The sequence below is a fragment of the Nocardia sp. NPDC051321 genome, from assembly GCF_044455225.1.
GTDB lineage: Bacteria > Actinomycetota > Actinomycetes > Mycobacteriales > Mycobacteriaceae > Nocardia.
Window position 1 is genome coordinate 97,893 of the sequence record NZ_JBITEM010000004.1, and the last position, 22,948, is coordinate 120,840.

The 22,948-nt window shown below is 66.2% G+C and carries 16 protein-coding genes; 9 read left to right on the top strand and 7 right to left on the bottom strand.

Going from position 1 to position 22,948, the window contains the following annotated elements; genetic code table 11:
• Positions 1-777 precede the first annotated feature (777 nt).
• On the bottom strand, positions 778-2,850 hold the full coding sequence (gene dnaA, locus ACIA8C_RS10130; RefSeq protein ID WP_397133006.1) for a chromosomal replication initiator protein DnaA: 2,073 nt from the start codon (positions 2,848-2,850) through the stop codon (positions 778-780).
• A 665-nt stretch (positions 2,851-3,515) separates the two neighbouring features.
• Here dnaA and rpmH point away from each other — a divergent pair.
• The 9 genes from rpmH to ACIA8C_RS10175 all read left to right on the top strand — a co-directional run bounded on the left by rpmH (position 3,516) and on the right by ACIA8C_RS10175 (position 14,270).
• Entirely contained in the window at positions 3,516-3,659 is a 144-nt protein-coding gene (gene rpmH / locus ACIA8C_RS10135) for a 50S ribosomal protein L34 (protein ID WP_005516618.1), read from the top strand.
• Positions 3,660-3,677: 18 nt separating this feature from the next.
• Entirely contained in the window at positions 3,678-4,094 is a 417-nt protein-coding gene (gene rnpA, locus ACIA8C_RS10140; RefSeq protein ID WP_397133008.1) for a ribonuclease P protein component, read from the top strand.
• A complete protein-coding gene (gene yidD, locus ACIA8C_RS10145; protein WP_397133010.1) occupies positions 4,091-4,489 on the top strand; it encodes a membrane protein insertion efficiency factor YidD in 399 nt (132 codons plus the stop codon). Before rnpA ends, yidD begins: the two co-directional genes overlap by 4 nt.
• 4 nt (positions 4,490-4,493) lie before the next feature.
• Positions 4,494-5,597, top strand: a complete 1,104-nt coding sequence (gene yidC / locus ACIA8C_RS10150) for a membrane protein insertase YidC (protein WP_396994912.1) — start codon at positions 4,494-4,496, stop codon at positions 5,595-5,597.
• Between the two features lie 104 nt (positions 5,598-5,701).
• The gene (locus tag ACIA8C_RS10155) at positions 5,702-6,253 is read left to right on the top strand and encodes a protein jag (protein WP_379283167.1); all 552 of its coding nucleotides are present in this window, start codon (positions 5,702-5,704) and stop codon (positions 6,251-6,253) included.
• Positions 6,254-6,409: 156 nt separating this feature from the next.
• Positions 6,410-7,198 (top strand): 16S rRNA (guanine(527)-N(7))-methyltransferase RsmG, encoded by a 789-nt coding sequence (gene rsmG, locus ACIA8C_RS10160; RefSeq protein WP_397133012.1) that lies wholly within the window; start codon positions 6,410-6,412, stop codon positions 7,196-7,198.
• A 3,968-nt stretch (positions 7,199-11,166) separates the two neighbouring features.
• On the top strand, positions 11,167-12,123 hold the full coding sequence (locus tag ACIA8C_RS10165) for a ParA family protein (RefSeq protein ID WP_397133790.1): 957 nt from the start codon (positions 11,167-11,169) through the stop codon (positions 12,121-12,123).
• 70 nt (positions 12,124-12,193) lie between these two features.
• Positions 12,194-13,213, top strand: a complete 1,020-nt coding sequence (locus tag ACIA8C_RS10170; RefSeq protein ID WP_397133014.1) for a ParB/RepB/Spo0J family partition protein — start codon at positions 12,194-12,196, stop codon at positions 13,211-13,213.
• A gap of 322 nt (positions 13,214-13,535) precedes the next feature.
• Positions 13,536-14,270, top strand: a complete 735-nt coding sequence (locus tag ACIA8C_RS10175; protein WP_397133792.1) for a GNAT family N-acetyltransferase — start codon at positions 13,536-13,538, stop codon at positions 14,268-14,270.
• Positions 14,271-14,335: 65 nt separating this feature from the next.
• Here the strand turns inward: ACIA8C_RS10175 and ACIA8C_RS10180 are convergent, their stop codons facing one another.
• From ACIA8C_RS10180 to ACIA8C_RS10205, 6 genes are all read right to left on the bottom strand, one after another.
• Positions 14,336-15,529: an N-acetylmuramoyl-L-alanine amidase gene (locus ACIA8C_RS10180; protein WP_397133016.1), complete on the bottom strand. Its 1,194-nt coding sequence runs from the start codon at positions 15,527-15,529 to the stop codon at positions 14,336-14,338.
• A 189-nt stretch (positions 15,530-15,718) separates the two neighbouring features.
• Complete coding sequence (gene trxA / locus ACIA8C_RS10185) at positions 15,719-16,057, bottom strand: thioredoxin (protein ID WP_397133018.1); 339 nt, start codon at positions 16,055-16,057, stop codon at positions 15,719-15,721.
• 86 nt (positions 16,058-16,143) lie between these two features.
• Positions 16,144-17,130, bottom strand: coding sequence for a thioredoxin-disulfide reductase (gene trxB / locus ACIA8C_RS10190; RefSeq protein ID WP_397133020.1), 987 nt, complete (start codon positions 17,128-17,130; stop codon positions 16,144-16,146).
• Positions 17,131-17,282: 152 nt separating this feature from the next.
• Entirely contained in the window at positions 17,283-18,074 is a 792-nt protein-coding gene (locus tag ACIA8C_RS10195; RefSeq protein ID WP_397133022.1) for a hypothetical protein, read from the bottom strand.
• 102 nt (positions 18,075-18,176) lie between these two features.
• Positions 18,177-18,737, bottom strand: a complete 561-nt coding sequence (sigM, locus tag ACIA8C_RS10200) for an RNA polymerase sigma factor SigM (RefSeq protein ID WP_397133794.1) — start codon at positions 18,735-18,737, stop codon at positions 18,177-18,179.
• Between the two features lie 322 nt (positions 18,738-19,059).
• Entirely contained in the window at positions 19,060-22,911 is a 3,852-nt protein-coding gene (locus ACIA8C_RS10205; RefSeq protein WP_397133024.1) for a murein biosynthesis integral membrane protein MurJ, read from the bottom strand.
• Between the last annotated feature and the right edge of the window lie 37 nt (positions 22,912-22,948).

Genomic DNA, 22,948 nt, shown 5'->3' on the forward strand with positions numbered 1-22,948 from the left:
GAGTCTTGAGGCCGGACCTAGGTGCGGTAGCGGTGACGTTGACGACCGGCGGTGACGTTCGTAGCGAGTTAGCCCGTACTCGGGAAGTTACCCATGTGCTTGCGAGATCAGTTGACCGGTTTCGAGGACCGAAGCTTTGGACCGAGTCCGGTGACCCAAGTGTCGATCCAGGATCTGCTCCGGCTCTCCTCCTTGCCTGTGGACGAGAGCGGTTCGAGTCGTGACTCTCCTCAACCCGACTTTCCACACACCTGTTTTAAAGAAGGTTCTTCTAGGAGAAGAACTGAAGTAGTAGTAGGCACTGTGGAATCTGTGGACCAAGGCCGAATCCGCAGGTCAGCGTGCGTGGTGCCGTGGGGATGGCCGCGGGGTGTCTCGAGGATGAACGAGCGGCGTCTGTGGAGTTCCGAAGTTGTCCCACATTCATCCTCGAGTGCTCCTCGAGTTGTTCCACCGAATTCACCCGGTTGTTCACACGTGTGTACCGATGCGTGGACAACTCGAGGAATCCTCGAGGACTCCACATGGACTCCTCGAGGATTCCCCACCCCCTTGACCGACTGCCGCGCTGGTCACCGCCTGTGCGCAAGATCGCCTGGGGATGCTGGGGATAAGACCCTGTTAGCGAACGCCGCGAAGCTCATCCCCACACCTGTTAGCCAACCGGTGCACAACTAGCTGTTTCCTCGAGGACTCCACAAGGATTCCTCGAGGAATCCACAGGCCACAAAAAAGCACCGCCCCAGGTCAGGGGCGGTGCTGGGGTGTTAGTGAAACTCAGCGCGAGCGTTGCTTGATTCGGGCTGTTAGTTCTTGCACCTGGTCATAGACCCGGCGGCGTTCGGTCATCTCCTTGCGGATCTTTTTCTCCGCGTACATCACCGTGGTGTGGTCGCGGCCGAACGCCTGGCCGATCTTCGGCAGCGACAGATCGGTCAGCTCACGGCACAGATACATGGCGATCTGCCTGGCCTGCGCCAGCGGTCGCGCCTTGCCCGGCCCGGTCAGCTCCTCGAGCGTGGTGTTGAAGTACTCGGCGGTGACGGCCATGATCGTCGCCGCGTTGATCTCCAACGCCGCGGTATCGGGCATCAGATCGCGCAGCACCACCTCGGCCAGCGGCAGATCCAGCGGCTGACCGTTCAGCGACGCGAACGCGGTGACCCGGATCAGCGCACCCTCCAGCTCGCGGATATTGCGTTCCACCCTGGTGGCGATCAGTTCCATCACGTCGTGCGGCACATCGAGGCGGTCCATCCGAGCCTTCTTGCGCAGAATGGCGATGCGCGTCTCCAGCTCGGGCGGCTGCACGTCGGTGATCAGGCCCCATTCGAACCTGGTCCGCAGCCGTTCCTCCAGCGTTGCCAGCTGTTTGGGCGGGCGATCCGAGGAGACGACGATCTGCTTGTTGGCGTTGTGCAGGGTGTTGAAGGTGTGGAAGAACTCCTCCTGGATGCCTTCCTTGCCCTCGATGAACTGAATGTCGTCGACCAGCAGGATGTCGGTCTCGCGGTAGCGGCGTTTGAACGCCACCTTGCGGTCGTCCCGCAGGCTGTTGATGAAGTCGTTGGTGAACTCTTCGGTCGAGACGTACTTCACCCGCATGCCTGGGAACAGCCGCTGGGCGTAGTGGCCCGCCGCGTGTAGTAGGTGCGTCTTGCCCAAACCTGAAGCGCCCCAGACGAATAAGGGGTTGTAGGCGCGGGCGGGTGCTTCCGCGATGGCGACCGCGGCCGCGTGTGCGAAGCGGTTGGACGCGCCGATCACGAACGTCTCGAAGGTGTACTTCGCGTTCAGGCTGGCGGAGGAGCTCGACGGCGCCGCGCTCTCCTGCGACTTGGTGAAGTAGGTCGGCCAGGAGTTGCGGGCGTTGACCACGGGCTCGTCGTCGCGGTCGGCGCGCGGGCTCTCGGATTCCCGGACCGATCTCTCGGAGTCGCGAACCGACCTATCGGAGTCGCGGGCCGGCTCGTGCGCGGCCGCCATGCCTTGGTCGTCGGATTCCGCGGCCTCGCGCACCGGCGCGCGGACCGGAGCGCGCATCGCCGCTGGGCCGGGGTCGGGTGTGAACAGGGACTCCTGGCCGGGCGGGATCGATTCGCGGCGCGGGGGTAGGCCCTGGTCGCGGCGTTGTGCGGGTTCGTGCCTCGGGGCGGCCTGCATTTCGGCCTGGGCCGGGTATTCGTCGCGGCCCTGGTATTCGTCGCGGGCGTAGTCCTGGCGGTCATACTCGCCGGCGGCGGCGTAGTCCGGTGTGTACTCGCTGTCGGAGTAGTCGGATCCGCCGTTGTAGCTGGGGGCCGGAGCGTAGTCGTTGGACTGGGGGTAGTCGTTGGACTGGGCGTAGCGCGGTTGCTGGTATTCGTCGCGGCCTTGGTAGTCGCCGGGATAACCGCCCTGGCCGCGTCCGTTGTCGCGGGGATCGCCGTCGCGGGGTCCGTTGTCCCGTGGTCCACTGTCGCGAGGTCCGCCGTCGCGGGGTCCGTTGTTCCGCGGCCGTTCTGGCATGCTCGTCATCCGGGCATGCCTGGGGTTACTGCTGGTCCGCTCGTTGTTCGGGGCGGTCGGGGCGGCGATGCGCACGCCGAGTCCCTCCACCTGAGGACCGAGGCGCCGGGCCAGTGACCGCAGGATCGGCTCGCGCAGATCGCGTTCGATGGCCTCCTGAGCCAACGAGGAAGGCACCGAGAGCAGGGCGAAACCCTGCGCCACCGTCAGCGGCTTGACCAGTTTCAGCCAGGCCTGCTGTGCTCTGGTCACGGGCGGAATGGCACCGTCCGGTGAGCCGGTGGTCAGCTCGGCAACTACCTCGGGCCACACCGTGGCCAACACGTTCTGCTCGTCGTCCATGCAGTTTCCTCCCCGGAAGTAGGTCGATAGGAGCAGACGGCCGGGGCACGCGGGGAGGCAGTGGTGACGACCATGCTCGGGTCGGTACCGTGATCCTGCGTACTTCCGTAACCGGTTCGGACGCTGCCCAGATCCCCATTCCGGGCGGCGGCGTGGCACCGTCGGCCCTACGAATATGCCACTCCAGGGGTCTTTCCACACAATTATCCACAGATGTGGAGAACCCTGGGGAGTTGTGAAATGCGGTTGCACGCGCCGTTCATAACGCTCTGACCTGCACTTGTGTAGCAACCCTTCGGCAACGTAGGTTGCTGATCCGTTCGGGCGTGGCTAGGGGTGTGGACGAACTCACGCCGATGTCCACAGGGTCTGACCGTGATATGCACAGCTTCGGGATGGGGCCGAACGGTTCGTGCAGGTCGGACCTCCGAGGCCGGTCGGGTGGGGCGAGTTTGACCCGTTCCGAGGCGATCAGTACCCTCGTACAGTCACCCTTTGGTGCGGTGGCGGTCTTGTGCTGACCGCGTGTAGGTCGTGATCGACCGACTGTGCGCCAAGACCGACGCGCCGATGATGACCAGACCTTGCGATTCATCGCGAATACCTGTTTCACCGAAAAAGCTTCGGGCACTAACTGGTGCCCACTGACTCGAGGAGTGTTGACCGTGGCCAAGGGCAAGCGGACGTTCCAGCCGAACAACCGTCGTCGGGCGCGCGTGCACGGCTTCCGTCTCCGGATGCGTACCCGTGCGGGTCGCGCCATCGTTTCGGCGCGTCGCCGCAAGGGCCGCGCCGAACTCACTGCCTGATCCTCCGCGGACGCTCGGGTGTTGCCTGAGCCGTATCGGTTGCATCATCGTGCCGACTTCTCCCGGACGGTGCGCCGCGGCCAGCGAATCGGGAGGCGAGATCTCGTCGTACACGTGCTCACCCACGGGTACGACGGAGTCATGGACGTGCATGGGGATCCAGCCGAGCCGGTGGTCCGCGTAGGCGGGCCACGCTTCGGACTGATCGTCAGCAAGGCGGTGGGCAACGCGGTGATTCGACACCGTGTGGCCCGCCGCCTGCGTCATATGTGCCTCCAGATAGTCCCCGAGCTGCCTGCCGACGCCGACATCGTGATCCGCGCGCTGCCCGGTGCCGCAGCCGCCTCCTCGGAGGAACTGCTGCGTCAGCTGCGTGCCGCCATCCGCAAGCTCGGTGTCGGGTCGACGGGCGCGGCAAGTGTCGGATCAGCATGAGCCGCACCGCGAAGATCGGTCGGCTACCGGCCAACGCACTGATCTTTCTGATCGAGTTGTATCGGGCCTATGTCTCCCCCACCCGCATGCCGGTGTGCCGTTTCACCCCGACCTGCAGCGAGTACGCGGTCACCGCGTTGCGCACGCGCGGGCTGTTCATCGGCCTCGGATTGGCAGCCGTGCGACTGGCCAAATGTGCACCCTGGCACCCTGGTGGGTGGGACCCCGTTCCGGAGCGGAAGCGAAGCACCGTTCGCACCGCGCCCGGGACCGTGGCAGCCACCGATCCGGCGCCGCAGGAAGCCAACCTGCAGGCCGACCCGGTGTCGGAGCCGAACGCTTGGAAAGGATCACCGCGCGCGGTGATCGGCGATACGAACGACGGGAGTGCATAGAGCCGTGCTCGACTTCATTTATTATCCGGTGTCCTGGATCTTGTGGTTCTGGCACCGGGCGTTCTCGTTGGTGCCCGGTCTCGGCAAAGACAGCGGCATCGCCTGGGCACTCGCCGTCGTGTTCCTGGTGTTCACGTTGCGTGTGCTGCTCTACAAGCCGTTCGTGAAGCAGGTACGCACCACCAAGCAGATGCAGGAGCTGCAGCCTCAAATCAAGGAGCTGCAGAAGAAGTACAAGAACGATCGCCAGAAGATGGCGACCGAGATGCAGAAGCTGCAGAAGGATCACGGCTTCAACCCGCTGATGGGCTGCCTGCCGATCCTCGCGCAGGTTCCGGTGTTCCTCGGTTTGTTCCATGTGCTGCGCTCGTTCAACCGGACCGGTCACGGTTTCGGTCAGCTCGCCATGTCGATCGACCAGAACGCGAACACGCCGAACTACGTGTTCAACGCGGCCGACGTGCAGTCGTTCCTGAGCGCCCGCCTCTTCGGCGCGCCGATCTCGTCCTTCATCACCATCCCCGACTCCGAGCTGCGCGCCTTCGCCATCGACGGCCTCGGGCTGCCGAACAAGGTCAGCATCGCCGTCGTCGCGATCCCGTTGATGATCATCGCCGGTCTGGCGACCCACTTCAACGCCCGCGCCTCGGTGGCCAGGCAGACGCCGGAGGCGGCCGCCAACCCGCAGGCCGCGATGATGAACAAGCTCGCGCTCTGGGTCTTCCCGCTCGGTGTGCTCGTCGGTGGTCCGTTCCTGCCGATCGCCATCCTCCTGTACTGGGTCTCCAATAACATCTGGACCTACGGGCAGCAGCATCTCGTCTTCGGCCGCATGGAGCGCGAAGCGGAAGAGAAGAAGCAGGCCAAGCTGGAGCAGCGCGCGCAGAATGCGCCGAAACCCGGTGCCAAACCGGTTAATACGCGCAAGAAGCCGACGGCCGATGCCCTCGAGGATGCCGTGGACACCGCGGTGGATGCCGTCGACGCTCCGCCCTCGACCAACGGGACCGCCAAGACCACCGGCAAGGCCACGGGACAGCGCAGGCCGGGTGGCCAGAAGCGACCGGGCGGCAACCGCGGCAGGGCGAACCAAAAGCGCCGTCGCTGATCGCATTTCGGTGGTCGGCCGGCCACCACGCTGAGCAACCCCTTGATCGCGCACCGTCGGCGGCGAGCGCACGGCGAGCGCGATGAGCAGATGAAGGAAATCAAATGACAGTTGAGACCGACGGAGGGGACGCCACAGTGGCGACGACGATGGTGAACGCCGGAACGGACGCCGACGATGTCGTGAACGATGCCGAGGAAGCCCTGATCGAAGAGGGCGAGATCGCGGGCGACTACCTCGAGCAGCTGCTCGACGTGCTCGACTTCGACGGCGACATCGATCTGGACGTCGAGGGCGACCGCGCCATCGTGAGCATCGACGGTGGCCGGGATCTGTCAAAGCTGGTGGGGCGCAACGGCGAAACGCTCGACGCGCTACAGGAGCTGACTCGGCTGGCGGTGCAACAGGCCACCGGCGTGCGCAGCAGGCTGATGCTCGACGTGGCCGGCTGGCGCGCCAAGCGCCGGGAAGACCTCAGCGCGCTCGGCACCGCTGCCGCGCAGCGGGTGCTGGAATCCGGTGCGCCGGAGTCGCTGTCCCCCATGACGCCGTTCGAGCGCAAGATCGTGCACGACGCTGTGTCGGTGATCGACGGTGTCGCCAGCGAGAGCGAGGGCGTCGAGCCGAACCGGCATGTTGTGGTTGTTCCGTCCTGAGCGAAAGCCGGACACGTCAGGGGCACGGCGTATTTCGTCACCCTGACGGGTAATGGTTGGATAGGGCCTCTGGTCTTCGGATCGGGGGCCTTGTTCATGTCCGGCAGCTGATTGTCCGCGCGTCGCCGGTCCCCTGATCGACTCGAGTCCGGAAGGATGTTTCACGTGGAACGAGATCTCGGTGAAACCACCGCGTTGCCCGTCGTGCTGGAACCGCCAGCATCGGCAGCGGTGGTGTTCGGCGACCGACTCGATCTCGCCCGCCGGTACTGTGCGGCACTCGCCACCGCCGGCGTCGAGCGCGGACTGATCGGCCCGCGCGAGGTCCCCCGCCTCTGGGATCGCCACATCCTGAACTGTGCGGTCATCGGCGAACTGATCGCCGAAGGCGCTTCCGTCGTCGACATCGGCAGCGGCGCCGGACTACCCGGCATCCCCCTCGCGATCGCCCGCCCCGACCTCCGCATCACCTTGGTCGAACCGCTTTTGCGCCGCACCATCTTCCTGAGCGAGTTCATCGAGGCGGCCGGTCTCGACGTCACCGTCGTGCGCGGTCGAGCCGAACAATCCGGCGTTCTGAAGGAAGCAGGCGGCGCCGACGTAGTCACCTCCCGCGCGGTTGCCCCACTCGGCAAGCTGGCGCAGTGGTCCCTCCCCCTGCTCCGCGACCACGGTCGGATGCTCGCCCTGAAAGGCGTGAGTGCCGCCGAGGAACTCGCCCGCGACGGCGAGGCGCTGGAGCGAGCGGGCGCAGGCAACCCCATGGTCGTCGAATGTGGCGCCGGACTCGTCTCCACCCCCACCTTGATCATCAGCGCCGAGCGCCTCCCCCGCGCCGAGCGCGCGCCGCGACGGCGGAGCGAGCACGCGACCGCCCGCCGGGAGGCGAAGGCCGCCAAGCGGGCTGGTGAGTCCGAGTTGGGCCGCGCTCGCAAGAGGAAGTAGTACGGCGCTTTCGGCGGCGATCCTCGGTGGCTGTGTGTCACGTCGCGGTGGTTCGTAACGGACTGGGTTCTTCGGATTTCGGTGTCGCGCCATCGCACGGTGACTCACCGAACCGTTGACTTGTTGTGACCGTGTGGCGTCTGGATCACCGCAACCCCTAGACCCCTGCACGTTTCGACAACTGCTTCCTATCGACAGCCGTGTCGGCGATCCCGCAACTCGGTACCTGCCGATCCGCCCGCCTCCCCCGTCGCGGCTGACTAGTGTCTCGGCCATCTGATGCCTAGAACTCGTTGGCTCGCGTGTCTCCATAGCCCGAGTCCTTACGGATGGGCGTCGCCGCGATCCCGCAATGCCGAGACCCGTGCCCTCGGCTGGTCTGCCACTCGCTGTCTTCGCGACCTACGGGTGCGAATCTCGGCACTGGGATGCTCTGCGCGATCGGCTGGCCGGAGGCGCTGGGTCGCTGGCCTACTGAAGCGCGCGCCGCGTGACGCGGTGGCAGAAGACGGAGACGGCCAGTCGCTGAGTCGCGCGAACTGTTGTTAGCCGGGTCTGCCGGGGGCGAATGCCGAAGGTGCGGATAGGGCGTCACGCAGTGGCAAATTGCGGCGGTGCTGAGTCGCGAGCTGTCGGCAACGGGTCGCTGGGGCTGAAGATTGTCTGGGGTGCTGGATCGCGGATGCCGCAGGGGCGAGATAGCGAGTACGCCGGAAAGTAGACGAAGAGACGAGTTCTCACCAGCTCCCGGAGATCCCGGATCTACGTCGCGGAAGCGTTGGGATGTGGAGCGCGCAGCACTGAGCCAAAGGTGAGCGCGGGTCGCCCGGCCCCCGGTTATGTGTCCCCCAGTCCCCCTGTCCTCCCATCCCCTGGTTCTGATTGCGGCGGTCCGATGCCGGAACGCCCTATGCGCATCGCAGGCTGTCAGTCGGGACATCACGGCGTGACCACGGTTCGCGGGCTTGTGGCTACGGAGTGCCGAACTGCAGATGTGGAGGGTTGGCTGGCGACGTTGACGCAAGCGACTCGGTCGACAGGTCATCACGGATACGTTCGGGTTCAATGTGGTTGTCGCCACGCTGGTGTGGGCCGCAAGCTGTGGCTGTGGGTCGCCGAGGAACAGATATTGGGTCTGGAGCGGTAGGGAACCGGCTCGGCGGACGCGCTGCAACAGGCCCCTCGGAGGTGCCCCGATAAAGCTTCCGGCGACCGGTCACACCTTCTGGGAAGCGCGTGTTCGACGCTCGATTAACCCTCGGACTGGATCGAGCTGGTGGCACGTTTCACGGGAAACATTCGGCCTGCTTCTGGAATCCCAATAGAACGCAAACCCGTCTCTCAGGTTCAGCGCGAGCGATTTGCTCAAGTACTTGCCGCGCCGAAATCAGACGCTCTCACGATCAGTTGCACGCGCGGAAACGCCGTGACCCGCAAGCCGCCAATCGCACGTCCATCTGTCGCCGGCGGCCGACCCCAGCGGCTGGCAGGTTCGAGGGGGCGCGGGATCACCAGTCACGGGCGGTCGGGTGATGACCGGATCGCTCGAACGCGGAGTCGCCCGGTAATCGAGCGGCCAAGTTGGGGGCCGCGGGATCACCAGTCACGGGTTTGCGGGGTCGTAGGCGATCGTGAGGCCGCCAGGCAACAGGTGGCTCGGTCGCTGGGGTGTGTATCGCCCAGTCGACGGTCGGTGGTCGCGGAGTTTCGGAGGTCGGCGGTCGCGAGTGGGTGGTGGGTGGTTGGGTCGTCGGATCGTGAGGCGACGAGGCCCTCCGAAGCCCGGGTGACGGATCGCTTGGTCACCGGACCGTTGCGGCCACGCGGCAAGCCCGGTGGCAGGTTGGCGAGTGCCGGTCGTGGATTGGCGAGCCGCGGAGCTACCGGCGGGCCGGCTAGCGTGTGGCACCTTTCGTGCCTTGCCGCAATTTTGTTCCGGATGGTTCGGTGTGGATCGCGCTGGGCAAAAATCGGGGTGCTGGAGCTCTCGATGTTTCATGTGAAACCTGTCCGCAAGACCGAGGGCGCGCGATGGGAGAGCGGCAGAAGATTCATTTCCCGCGCGTAGGGGTTTGGTTGCGCCACTCTGCCTCTTGGCTTCAGTTTGCTGCAGCCTGTGAGTGCATGGCATGAGCGTGAGCATGGGTCGCGAGACAGCGGCTGCGGCGGCGTGAGATCACCGCCCGGGAAATCGCCTTGCTAGGGTTTCAGGCTTCGCTCGAAAGCTGGGGCGGCCGTCGCGTGTAGTGCCGAGTGAGGGGTGAGTAGGCGCACGGCGACTCGAGCTTCAGCGGAGAACCGATTGGCCGATACTTCGGTTTCACATGAAACATCCGGGCTCCTCGTGGACCCCACCATCCGACCCACGCGGCTGGAACGGGCTCCCACGCTGATGGGTCTTTCTTGGACTGCCGAGGATGAGCTGACTGGCGGAACCTGGGCATGGGCAAACGATGGGACAGTGTCGCGAGCCGCCCGGTGTGCCGGGGGACGCATCGGCGGTGCGTATCCAAATGTGGGAATCAAGCGGTGCGGATCAGTGGCTCCTCCCCCGGTCGGTAAACAGACGCAGTAGTCCCTCCTCACCGGTGTGACAACGCGGCAGAAAGCCTGAGCCTTCGCAAAGCCGAGCGCAGCGGGTGACCGAAGTTGGCGTTCGCGGATCAAGTAGTCGGGGGTAGTTTCACATGAAACATCGACCCTCTGCGACCGTCTGTGGAGCGACCGGCATCCCTCTGGTTCAAGAGTCACGTGACGCATCGTGTTGGTGAGGTGCGACTTCTGAGGTTGAGCAGCTGCGCGCCGGATGAGTTGCCCACCAACGGCGGCTATGTGGATCGGCTCGATATGAGTAATCCGGGGGTCCGTCCCAGAGAACAGAGGGATTGCGAACCGGTTCGCCAGAAACGCGGACGTCCGCTAGCTTCGGTCGCCGGTCGCCGGTCGCCGGTCGCTGGTCGCTGGTCGCTGGTCGCTGGGTGCCGGGTGCCGGGTGCCGGGTGCCGGGTGCCGGGTCGCCGAGTGCCCGGGTCGCTGGGGTGTCGGGGTAACAGGAGTGACGGAACGGGCCGGGGTTGCCGAGTTGCCGAGTTGCCGGGTCGCCGGGTCGCTGGGGTGTCGGTCGCCGGGTGCCCGGGTCGCTGGGGTGTCGGTCGCCGGGGGTGTCGGGATAACAGGAGTGACGGAACGGGCCGGGGTTGCCGCGTCGCCGGGATGCCGGGTCGCGGGGTCGCTGGGCGTAGGGCGTAGTTGGTTACCGCGAAGCGCGGATGCCAGGACTCCGCGATGCCAGTCGCCGATAAGTCGAGATATCTTGGCGCCAAGATGGCGACGTGGCGAGTCGTGCGGCACCGGGGTCGGGACGGATGTGTCGCGAGTCTCGGTCTCGTTGACTTACGGGTTCACTCGTCGCAGGTCGCCGAAGTACGACCGCGGCTCGTGAGGTGTAAGTCAGCAACGAGTCCGGACCAGCGCCTGTTACTGCAGGGGCCGCGATGGGTCGAGTCGGTGCCGGGTCGCCGGGCGCAATGTCTGCGAATGACGAAGTGGGCGCGTTGGTTCCGTGATGAGTAGCTTGGTGTCGGGGACGTGAACCCCCGTAACCTCGTTGGCGGGGCGATGTTTCATGTGAAACATCGGGGATCGGTGGCGGAATGGGGACAGATTCGCGTGTCGTGTGTGCATTGCCGCGATTCAGCTTTCTTATCGCGCTCGGTGCTGGCAAGCTAGTGGGCGTCGGGCGTGAGCGTAGGTGCCACGGAGGAATTGGTGTCGCGACGAGAGCTCCGCTCGGTCGATCGGGCGCCGCGAACCCGGTTGAGCATCATGTTCGTACCGACACCAGCTGTTTGATGACACGGCGCCGACGCTCGTCGGAAGCACGTGATCTGAAGTTCTCGGGTTAGGAGCTGTCTATGTCGAGCGGTCCGGCGAATGTTTCACGGGAAACTACGTCGCGCGTGCCGGGAATGCTGGACTCCAGCAATTTCGACACGGAGACATTCGGAAGCACACCGTTCGGGAACATCTCCCCCAGCGAGACCCCGATCGCGGCCGAAGCACAACGCGCCAGCCAGATTCTCCATCCAGGAAAGGTGACAGTGCAGAAACCGCACGAGCAACGCATCATCACCATCGCCAATCAGAAGGGCGGCGTCGGGAAGACGACCACCGCGGTTAATCTCGCGGCCGCTCTGGCGCATCAGGGGATGACGGTCCTCGTGATCGACCTGGACCCGCAGGGCAATGCCAGCACCGCCCTCGGTATCGAGCACCACTCGGGTGTTCCGTCGAGCTACGAACTGCTCATCGGTGAGGTCTCGGTCCGGGACGCGATCCAGCAGAGTCCGCACAACGAGCGGCTGCTGTGCATCCCGGCGACGATCGATCTGGCGGGCGCGGAGATCGAACTGGTGTCGATGGTGGCCAGGGAGGGGCGGCTCAAGGCCGCCATCCAGGAGGCCAACATCGCCGGTTACGACATCGACTACGTGATGATCGACTGCCCGCCGTCGCTCGGCCTGCTGACCGTCAACGCGATGGTCGCGGCCAAGGAGGTGCTGATCCCGATCCAGTGTGAGTACTACGCGCTGGAGGGTGTCGGGCAGTTGCTCCGCAATATCGGTCTGGTGCAGGCGCATCTGAATCCGGACCTGCATGTGTCGACGGTGATCCTCACCATGTACGACGGCCGGACCAAGCTGGCCGACCAGGTGGCCGAGGAGGTCCGCGGGCACTTCGGTGACGTGGTGCTGCGGTCGGTGATCCCGCGCAGTGTGAAGGTGTCCGAGGCGCCGGGCTACGGAATGACGGTGCTCGATTATGATCCAGGCTCCCGAGGCGCGATGAGCTACCTCGATGCCGGGCGCGAAATGGCGGCCAGGGCGACGGCGTTGGCGCATGCCGCCGCCGAAGCCGCGGAGTGATCTGGCTGGATGAGAGCCGGGTCGATGAGACCCGGTCTGGTGGCGGAACGAGGAAGGGGTCTGTAGACCGATGAGTCAGGCGAAGAAGGGTGGGCTAGGGCGCGGTCTTGCCGCGCTGATCCCGACGGGACCGGCGGCTACGCCGGGGCTCAGCAGTCAGGCGGCCAGCGTCATCGGTCTGGATCCGATCGGGCCGCAGCCCGCGTCGGCCTATCTGCATCGGGTCCCCGACCCGACCGACGACGACCTCTCCGCCGGCGGCGCGGTCTACCGCGAGATCCCGCCGGAGCAGATCGAGCCGAACCCGAAGCAGCCGCGGCAGGTGTTCGAGGCCGAGGCGCTGGACGAGCTGGTGCACTCGATCAAGGAATTCGGTCTGATGCAGCCGATCGTGGTGCGTCGGGTCGAGCCGGGTGTCGACAAGTATCAGCTGGTGATGGGCGAACGCCGGTGGCGCGCTTCGCAGGTCGCTGGTCTGGCCGCGATCCCCGCCATCGTCCGGGAGACCGCCGACGAGTCGATGCTGCGCGACGCTCTGCTGGAGAACATCCACCGGGTGCAGTTGAATCCGTTGGAAGAGGCAGCGGCCTATCAGCAGTTGCTGGAGGAGTTCGGCGTCACCCATGAGGTGCTCGCCGATCGCATCGGTCGTTCGCGCTCCGCCGTGACCAACATGATCCGTTTGCTGAAGCTGCCCATCTCGGTGCAGCGGCGCGTGGCGGCGGGCGTGCTGTCGGCCGGACATGCGCGCGCACTGCTCGGGCTGACCGCGAGAGCGGACGCGCAGGAGGAACTAGCCAAGCGTGTTGTCGCCGAGGGACTATCGGTGCGCAGCACCGAAGAAGCGGTGATCCTGGCGAACCAGGAGACGGCACCGGTTCTGGATCCGGAGGCGCCCCCTACCCCGCAGCGCAAGCCGATTCACATGCCGGGTTTGCAAGACGTGGCCGACCGGTTGTCCGGTTCGTTCGACACTCGGGTCATCGTGTCCATGGGTAAGCGAAAAGGCCGGATCGTCGTCGAGTTCGGCTCGGTCGATGATCTCGAGCGGATCGTCAGTCTGATGGAACAGAGTAAGCGCGATTTGTGACAGAAGAGACAAAAACAGACTTGTGAATGCGACAGGTACGCCCTCGGAGCCGAAACGTCACTGTGACGGCGCGCGATTTCCGTAAGTTAGCGGAGCGCATGACTTCCCGGACGGACCAGCACAAGTTCTTAACCAACAGCACAGCGACGTGGAATGAGGCGGGTTCTGTTGATCGCTTATTCTTGCTGGCAAGAACATAGTGATGCGGTGTGAGTAAAACGCGAACCGTGCGTCAGGACGCCGCGCGCATGCTCGAGCCGAGCGCGAGCGAGGCACAGACATGAGTGTGGACGAATCGGACAGCTGGAGGCTGAGCAGAGCAGTGTCGACCAGCGTCACAGCACTTACCCTCGGCGGGCTCGACAAGCTCCCCGCGCACTCCCGGCGCTGCGTGTTCTGGGAGATGGATCCGGCTGTCGCCGAGGACTCCCGCGGCTTCAGCGACCCGGTCTTCGAAAAGGAGGCCTGGCTCTCCACTGTGCTGCTGGAGTGGGGTTCCTGCGGGCAGGTGGCGAACGTCGACGGCAATGTCGCGGGGTGTGCGCTGTATTCGCCACCGAGCGCCGTGCCGCGCGCCACCCTCTTCCCCACCTCGCCGGTGAGCCCGGACGCGGTCCTGCTGACCACGCTGCAGGCCGAATTCCCGTACCAGGACAACGAGGTTGCCCACCAGCTGATGCAGGCCGTGGTGGCCGATCTGGTGCGTCGCGGCGTGCGCGCGCTCGAGTCGTTCGGCATCCGGTCCGATCCACCTTCACAGGCCCTGTCGGAGCGGTTCGGCTCGATGACGCTGATGGAGCGGATCATCTCGCCGATCAAGGGTTCCGGGGCGAACGCACCGGGTTCGATGACCGAGTGCTCGCCGGAGACCTGCATGATCGAGGCCGACTTCCTGGAGGAGGTCGGTTTCAAGGTGATCGCGCCGCATCACCGGTTCCCGCGGCTGCGCCTGGAGCTCGACTCGGATCACGGGTGGAAGGAAGACGTGGAACGCGCACTGGACCAGCTGCTCGCGGCTGCGGCGATGACTCCCCCGGCGCGCGTAGGAGTTCGCTGAGAATCTTGCCGAAGAAGAGCCCCTTACCGATCCCGATCGGTAAGGGGCTCTTTGTTCAGCGTTAGCTAGCCGCGGTCGGCGGCGGCGAGTTCCTCCGCCAACAGTTCCGCGAAAGTGTATGTGCCCGTTGGCTGATCGTCCTGCCCCAGCAGGTACAGGCGCTTGACCGAGATCAAAATCGCCTCGGCGATCACGTCGCGCATCCGCGGATTGGTGAGCACGGTGGCGTCGTAATCGTTTGTCAGATAACCGATATCGATCTGCACGGTCGGCATCTTGGTGAGCCGCAACAGATCCCAGGTCCTAGCGTGCGTGCGGCAGTCCTGCAGCGAGGTGCGCGCGACGACCTCACGCTGGATGAAGCCGGCAAGTACCTGACCGATCATGGACGCGGAGCCGTGCGAATTGCCGAAGTAGAACCCTGCCACGCCGTTGGCGAGCGGGCTCGGGTTGGTCGCGCAGCGCAGCGAGATCATCAGATCGGCGTCGAAGGCATTCGAGGTATCGGCGCGGTCCGCGTCGGTCGGATTGGCGCCCCACGGCCGGGACAGGAAGGTCTCCATGCCGGTGGCGGCCATCCGGCCCTCGAGCCGACTTGCCAAGTCCCACAGGATTTCCGACTCGTACACCTCGCCGAATTCGGTCGGCACCGGATGTCCCTTGTCTGGTCCGCCCAGACCTGGGTCGATCACGATGCGCTTGCCGGTGAGCTGCGGTCCGGCCCGGTGCACCACTTCTTCCTCGGCGATCCGATGCGGATTGCCGCCGGTGACGCGGGCGCCGAGCAGGTCGAGCGATCGGAGCGTGTCCGGTCCGCAGATACCGTCGGCGGCCAGCCCGATCTCACGCTGGAAGGAAGAGAGACCCTCGTGCGTGTGCGGGCCGAAGTAGCCGTCGACCCGGTGCACATAGAAGCCGAGGTCTTGCAGCTTGCGCTGCAGCGTCGCGACGTCGTCGCCATACAGCGGTGCGGAGAGCTGATAGATCAGCGTGCGCGCGCCGAGCCGGTAGGACGCCTCTTTCAGCGCTCGATAGGTGGCCGGGCCGACCACGCCGTCGACGAGCAGCCCGCGATGTTGCTGGAACGCGCGGACCGCCGAGTCGAGACGGTGGTCGAAGGCGGCCTCGGTGTCTTTCCAGTACTCGCGTGCGTCGGCGTGATCGGTATCGACGTGTGCGTGTAAGAACCCGAGACTTGCCAGGGTGCTCCGAACCTCTGCTACGGCTGGACCGCTATCGCCGTGACGAAGTCGGTGCATGCGTGAGAGCCCTTTCCTTCCGTCAATCCGGGTACCCACTCATGCGATGGGATACACCCTGCGCACGACCGGCGTCGGTCGATTGTCTCAGACCCGGACGGGAATTCGGCATTCCCGGGTCCAGGCATCCTACGGCGCGTCGATCGTTCTCGACGGCCTTTGGCGCCTATGGCATTTGCGCGACAGGTGTCAGATCTCGCCGTCGAGTTCGCGCAAAAGGGCGGCTTTGCCCTTCGCGCCGACGATCTGCTTCACCGGCTTACCGCCGCGGAACAGCATCATAGTGGGCAGCGAGAGGATCTTGTAATCGCGGGCGGTGCCGGGATTGGCGTCGACGTCCACCTTCGCGACGGTCAGCTTGTCCGCGTGGGTGCCCGCGATCTCCTCCAGCACCGGGGCGACCATCTTGCACGGGCCGCACCAGGTGGCCCAGAAATCGACGAGGACGGGCTTCTCGCTGAGCAGTACGGCGTCGGCGAAGGTCGCGTCGGTGACGTTGATCGTGTTCTTGGTGGTGCTGTCGGACATTGCTTCTCCTTGCTGAATTTCAGGGCGCACGGGTAAGCGGGCCCAGGACCCGTCGCCCGCAATGCGGGCGACGGGGACGAGCGACGTCAGTTGGCGGGCACGGCGACCGTGTGGCCCGCGTGGTCAAGGGTGTTCGAGCTGATGTCGCCCTGTTCGGCGAGCCAGCGCTCGGCGTCGATGGCCGCGCGGCAGCCGGTGCCTGCCGCGGTGATCGCCTGACGGTAGGTGTGGTCGACCAGGTCGCCCGCGGCGAACACGCCGGACACCTTGGTCGCGGTAGAAGGATGCACCACCTGCACGTAGCCCTCGTCGTCCAGTTCGACCTGATCACGAACCAGCTCGCTGCGCGGGTCGTGGCCGATCGCGACGAATAGGCCGGTCGCGGCCAGCTCGGAGGTCTCACCTGTGCGGGTGTCGCGCAGCACCAGGCTCGACACGCTGCCGTCGCCCTTGACCTCGGCGACCTCGGCGTTGAGCCGGAACTTGATCTTCTCGTTGGCCTTGGCGCGTTCGAGCATGATGCGCGAGGCACGGAACTCCTCGCGCCGGTGCACGATGGTGACGCTCGAGGCGAACTTGGTGAGGAAGGTGGCCTCCTCCATCGCGGAGTCGCCGCCGCCGACCACGACGATGTCCTGGTTCTTGAAGAAGAAGCCGTCGCAGGTGGCACAGGCGCTCACGCCGCGGCCGAGCAGTTCCTGCTCACCGGGCACGTTGAGGTAGCGGGCCGCCGAGCCCATGGCGAGGATCACGGCGTACGCCTGGTAGGTCTCGTCGCCGACGGTGACCGTCTTGATCGGCCCGCTGAGGTCGAGGGCGTCCACGTCCTCGGTGCGGATGTCGGCACCGAAGCGCTTGGCTTGCTCGCGCATCTCTTCCATCAGGTCCGGGCCCATGATGCCCGCGCGGAAGCCGGGGAAGTTCTCCACCTCCGTGGTGGTCATCAGGGCGCCGCCGAACTGGGTGCCTTCGAACACCAGCGGCTGGAGCTCGGCCCTGGCCGCGTACACGGCGGCCGTGTAGCCGGCAGGTCCGGAGCCGACGATGATCAGGTCGCGAACTGGCGCACTCATGAGGCCCTTCCGGGGGAGAAATCAATGGACGTCTCGGTCAACAACAGGGTAATGGCTATTGTTCCTGCGCCGACCCGGTCCCACGTGAGGTTCGGCTCAGTGCCGTGACCGGAACGCTCAGGCGCCCGCGAGCCCGGTGTCGCGTGGGTCACTCAACCGATGTCTTGCACGGTGAGGCGTTGGGGATCGTCTGTGGTGCAACCGGTTCCGACGACGAGCGCGGTGATCTTCGGCGTGCGCGGGCCGGTGAGCAGGATGAGCACCGCGTCCTGGTTCTGATAGCGGAAGTTGTTCGAGCCGAGGATGGTGCGGTCGAGTCCGTTGGCGTGCACGCAGCGTTCCCTGGCGGCCTGGCTGCCGAGCAGGCCGGTGGCGTCGTTGCGGCCGAGCGCGCTGAGCAGCGCCGGTGCGTTGAGCTCTTCGCCGAGCTGGGCGGTGTTCGAGGTGGGTTGGGCGGACGGGGTGGCGTCGTTGCCGCGCACCACGGTCAGCGCGATCGAGGCGCAGGCGACGACCGCCACCGCGGCGGCCGCGGCAGTGAACCAGCGCAGCCTGCCGCGGCGACGGTCATCGAGCGAGATCGGCGCGGCCGGCGTGCTGAAAACCACTGTGGGTTCGTCGTTTTCGGGCGCCGCCGAGCGAGGCAGCTGATAGATGGTCGCGCCGGCCTCGGTGGGTTCCTCGTTCAGATCGAAACCGTCGACGAACTCTGCCAGCCGCGCGGCTATGTCGTCGGGCATCGCGTGGATGACCTGATCGCTGCGGCCGAGCGCGCGCAGTTCGGTGCTGACCTCGTCCAAGGCGTGCACGAAACGCAGCGCGTCCCCGTCCTGCCGGACCGCGGGCCACAGCTGTTCCCGGAGCTCGGGCGTCACATTGTCGGCGTGCAGGTCGGCGAGCAGCTCGGGCGAGAACGGAGGCTGCGGCATCGACCGGGTTGCCATCGCACCTCCAGTGTTCTCATCTGACATCGCGGGGATCCCGTCGAAAGCGGGGACTATAGGGACATCGTCTACGGGTCCGTCACTATTAATGACGCATCTCAACTACCTCCGGTTCCCCGGATCGCGCAGAAATTCCAATCGTTCTTGCAGACGTTGCCTCCCGCGGGCACAACGGCTCTTGATAGTCCCCTCCGGGACTCCGAGCATAGCGGCGGCTTCGGCCACGCTATACCCCTCGAGATCGATGGCAACGAGTGCGGTTCGCTGATCGGGGGGCAGCGAGAACAGCGCGTGATCGACCACCAGCGACATCTCCAGTTCGGCCACCGCGTCCCGCTCGTCCCGCGGTTCCGGCATCGACTCGGGGGTGAGCGAAACCGCCTTGCGGATCTTGTTGCGCCGAATGCGGTCCAGGCACGCGTTCACCACGATCGCGTGCAGCCAGCTGCGCACCTCGGCCTCGGCGCGGAAGGTGGCGGCCGTGCGGTGCGCCGAGAGCAGCGCGTCCTGCAGCGAATCCGCCGCATCCTCGCGGGTGTAGGAGGTGCGCAGGGCGGTCTGCCACAGATGATCGTTGTGCCTGCGCAGCAGCTCGGCGAAGGCGTGCCGCCGGCCGCGCACGTGCGCCTGCAACAGCTCGATATCGGTGTAGTCCTCGCCCACGAACGAGCGCTCGCGGTGCGCGGCAGGCCGCGACGTCCCCCCGCGGACTTCCTCGTTCAATTCCGACGACAATGCCAACCCCTTGGACAGCGCTCACGGTGGCAACGGACACGGACGACCATCACCGAAATTTCGCAGCATCCAGGATCGAAAAAACCAGAACCCGGGAAGCTCCCCTGTGCTGAGAGCGCGAGGAGATCATATCGTCACTCGCGATTAGGCAGCAACTAAACCGGGGGTATCGGGATTCGATGCGCGACGCGGTAGCGGGCGTCAGCGCGTGGCCTGCACGGTGTCACGTCACGTGCGGCGGGCAGTGGAGCTAGGGCGCAGCGTCGAAACGTATATCCGCGATCGAGGTTTGGAACTGGCCACCGGAGTTGCCTAGTCCGGTGATCCAGACGAGGACGTAGCGGGCGGCCTGATCGGTGCGTACCGGAATGTCGGTGACCCCGTCGCCCAGCTTGGCCGAGCCGATCAGCTGGGTCTGATCCAGGGTCGGCTGCGCGGTCGGCGAGGTGCGGATCTCTACCGAGGTGCCCGGGCTTGGCGAGTTGATCGAGACGTTCGTCAGTTTGGCTGGACTAGGCAGCGTCGATAGCAGCCCGACGCCCTTCTTCAGCGCGGGGAACTGCTGGAAGTACTGGTCCGTGCGCCAGAGGGTGCCGGGATTCTGATCGAGCACCGCGTTGACGCTGCCGACGCCGTCCGGGGTGCCCTCCGGCGAGAACACCGACACCCCGGTCACCGGAACCGGCACCCCGCCCGACCCGGGGGTCGGTGCGGCGGCCGCCGGGGCGGCCGGCGCGCTGTTGTTCGTGGTGAGGCCGATATTGCGCTGTTCATTGAGCGGCGCGTCCGAGGCGCCCGGCGCGAAGATGCTGACCATCCACCAGATCACCACGCCGACCACCAGCGCGGCCAAGATGCCGAGGCCGACCATGATCCACATCATGCGCTGGGATCTCTCGCGTTCGGCCGCAAGCAGTTCCGGGTCGGCCAGCGACTCGTCGGGTGCCGACGGCGGACGCTGACCGAGCCGGAGCACCGGAATGAAATCGGTCTTCTGGTCGACCACCGACGCCTGCTCGAGCACATGCTGCACGGTCGCGGCGGTGCGCACGCCCTTGTTCGATTCCAGCGACCGCACCGCGACCGCCGAGATCTCGAAGGGCACCTCGGGTCTTATCTGGCGCGGTTCCACCGGGGTGCCGTCCGGGCCGAAATCGGCGAGCCGCAACCCTCCGACGGTTGCGGCGGTGCCGGTGACGCCACCGGAGCGAATCGGCCAGCGGGCGGTGATCAAGGCGTAGAGCATGGCGCCGAGGCCGCGTACATCGGACTGCGCGTCCGAATCGGCCAGGGTGCCGGGGAAGGCGAGCACCGCGTCGCCGGTCGCGCTGATCCGCACTCGGTCCGGGTGGTCGATGGACAGCGATCCACCGCCGCGATGGGCCAGTTCGGCGGCCGAGGCCAGCGCGCGGATGGCGCGGGCGGCACCGATCGGCGACGGCACGGTTTCGGCCATCTCGCGCAGCGAGCGACCGGGGGTCCACTCGGCCACCACGATGCCGCCGGAGCTGCCGCGCACCACATCGAGCACCCGGGCCAGGCCCGGCGAGTTGATCCGCCCGAGCCGCAGCGTGCGGGACAGAATCGCCTGCGGACCGTCGTGCCCGGAGTTCTCGCTCGACTTCTGGTCGGCGTCGACGAAAGTCAGCGCCACCTCACGGTCGAGTTTTATATCGAGTGCCTGCCAGAACTTGAGGCCGCGAGCCCCACCGTGCCCGGCGAGCAGCCGATAACGGCCACCGGCCACCGACGCGCCCGGAATCAGCTTCGGACCGCGCGGCGTGCGCCGCGAGCCGAGGTTCTCGCCACCGAGCGGCGGCATCTCGGGCGATCCGATCGGGATCATCCCGGTGTCGTACATCGGATCGCGTGCTGGTACCGGACTCTGGCGCTCGTGCGGTCCCTGCGGGATCGCGTCGTGATCCGGTGCGGCCGCGTCGTGATCCGGCGGACCGGTACCGGTCTCGCGGTTCGCGTACGCGGGATCCGACGGCTCGCCACCGGGTAACGGAGCGTCCGTGGACAACCCGCCTGCCGTGCTCGCCGAAGAATCAGCGGCTGGGACGCCGCCCACCGCGTCGTCGCTCACCCTCGGTCCTCCTTCGCCCTGGTACTTCGAGGTTCCGGCGATTTCGCCACTTGTGCTTCTCTGCCGAACAGGGTACGGGAACTCGCCCATGCCGGTGATGTCAACGGCATCGGCTCGGATCACGGGCAAGACCATGGTCTGAGCATCCATGTACGGGTCGTACCCAGGGTATGCCAGATACGGATCCGGCCTGCGCAATACCGTCGTCGCGTAATCGTCGACCGGACCGTCGAGATCGAGATCGGGTGCGGGCGGGGTCCAGCCGAGGCGACGGGAGATCGCGACGGTGATCGCGACGACCTCGGGGACACCGGCCAGGCGCATCAGGCCGAAGGCGACCGCGAACATCACGATCGCGGTGATCGCGACCCGGATGAGCGAGCCGGGGCCGCCGAACGCGGTGGTCAGCCGGTCGAGTCCGAGCACGCGGTCGACAATCCACATGACCGCACCGCCGGCCACCGACGCGAAAAGGACCCTGGTGATCGTCCGGCTCACGTTGGACATCCGCAGATCGCCGAGACTGCGGTGCAGCAGGAAGCCGCCGACCACGGCGCCGACCGCGAACCCGAGGCCGTTCGCGACACCCAACGCGATCACCACGTGCTCGGCGTCGGTGACCATCGGCGCGATCGCCGAGAAGAGGATCTTGGCGGCGGTGATGCCGAGGATGATCCAGGTCGGGATCCAGGCCTGTTCCCTGGCGTAGAACACGCGCAGATGGATCAGCACCAGCGCGTACGGGATCAGCGAGAAGGCCGACCAGCTGACCGCGAGACCGAGGCGGGAGGCGTCGTCGCCCCCGAAGTTGCCGTATCCGTAGAGCGCCTGGCCGACCTGTGGGCCGGCCAGGGTGAGGAAGGTGACCACCGGCAGCAGGGCGATCATGGTCAACCGGGTCGCCGCGGAAAGGTCGTCGACCACGGCGGGAGTGTCATCGGCGGCGGCGTTGCGGCTCAGCCGCGGCATGATCGCGGTGAGCACGGTGACACCGAGCACCCCGTAGGGCAGCTGCAGCAGCAACCACGCGTTGTTGTAGATCGCCGGGCCTGCGGCGTCGGCATGCGAGGAGATGCGGGTGGCGAAGACGAACCCGGCCTGGCTGATCAGGACGTACAGGATGATGGCCGCGCCCATCCCGCCGAACTGCTTGAGTCGCGCGTCGATACCCCAGAGCGGCCGCAGGTCGATGTGCTCGCGGCGAATCGCGGGCACCAGGCTCAGTGCCTGCACCACCACGCCGAGCGTGACACCGACGCCGAGTACCAGCAGCTTCGGTTCGCCCATCCGCACCGGGTTCAGGCTGATCTCTCCTGGCATCAGCACATACAGACCCAGCACGGTGAGTACGACCAGGTTGTTCAGGACCGGTGCCCACACGCCGGGCTTGAACTGCTGACGGGTGTTCAGGATGGCCGTCAGCAGGGCGGACATGCCGTAGAAGAGGATCGCGGGCAAGAGCAGGAAAGCCAGTGCCGTGGTCAGCCCGGTGTTGACCTTGCCATCGTCGGACAGGAACACATATGTGGTGAGCAGCGGCGCGGCGGCGGTGGCCAGCAGCGCCGCGGTGGCGAGCACCACGAACGCCGCGGTAACGAGGCGGCGCACAAAGGCCTCGCCGTGGTCGGGGTCCTCCTGTTCCGCTCGCACCAACGTCGGCACCACGATCGCGGTGAGCACCGCGCCGAGCACCAGCTCGGAGATCATGTTCGGGATCTGGCTTGCCACGGTGAACGCGCTGGCGATGGCCGGGCCGAGCACGGTGAGCAGCAGCAGCTGCTTACCGAAGCCGGTGATCCGGCTGAGCAGGGTCACGAGCGCCATCGATCCGGAGTCGCTCAGCAGCCGGGCGCTCGAATTCGTCCTCTCGGCCGACTTCGTTGCGGCGGGGAACTCGTGCGTCCGCGGCCGGTTACCTACCTCGGCAGGCTCGGCGAGGGCTGCGGGCGCCCGGCGCGGTGGCGGGTACGGCTCCGGCCGGGCCCGCGGTGGGGCGTATCGCGGCGGTGGCATCCGGCTGGACTGCGGCCCTGCGGGTATCGGGCCCGAC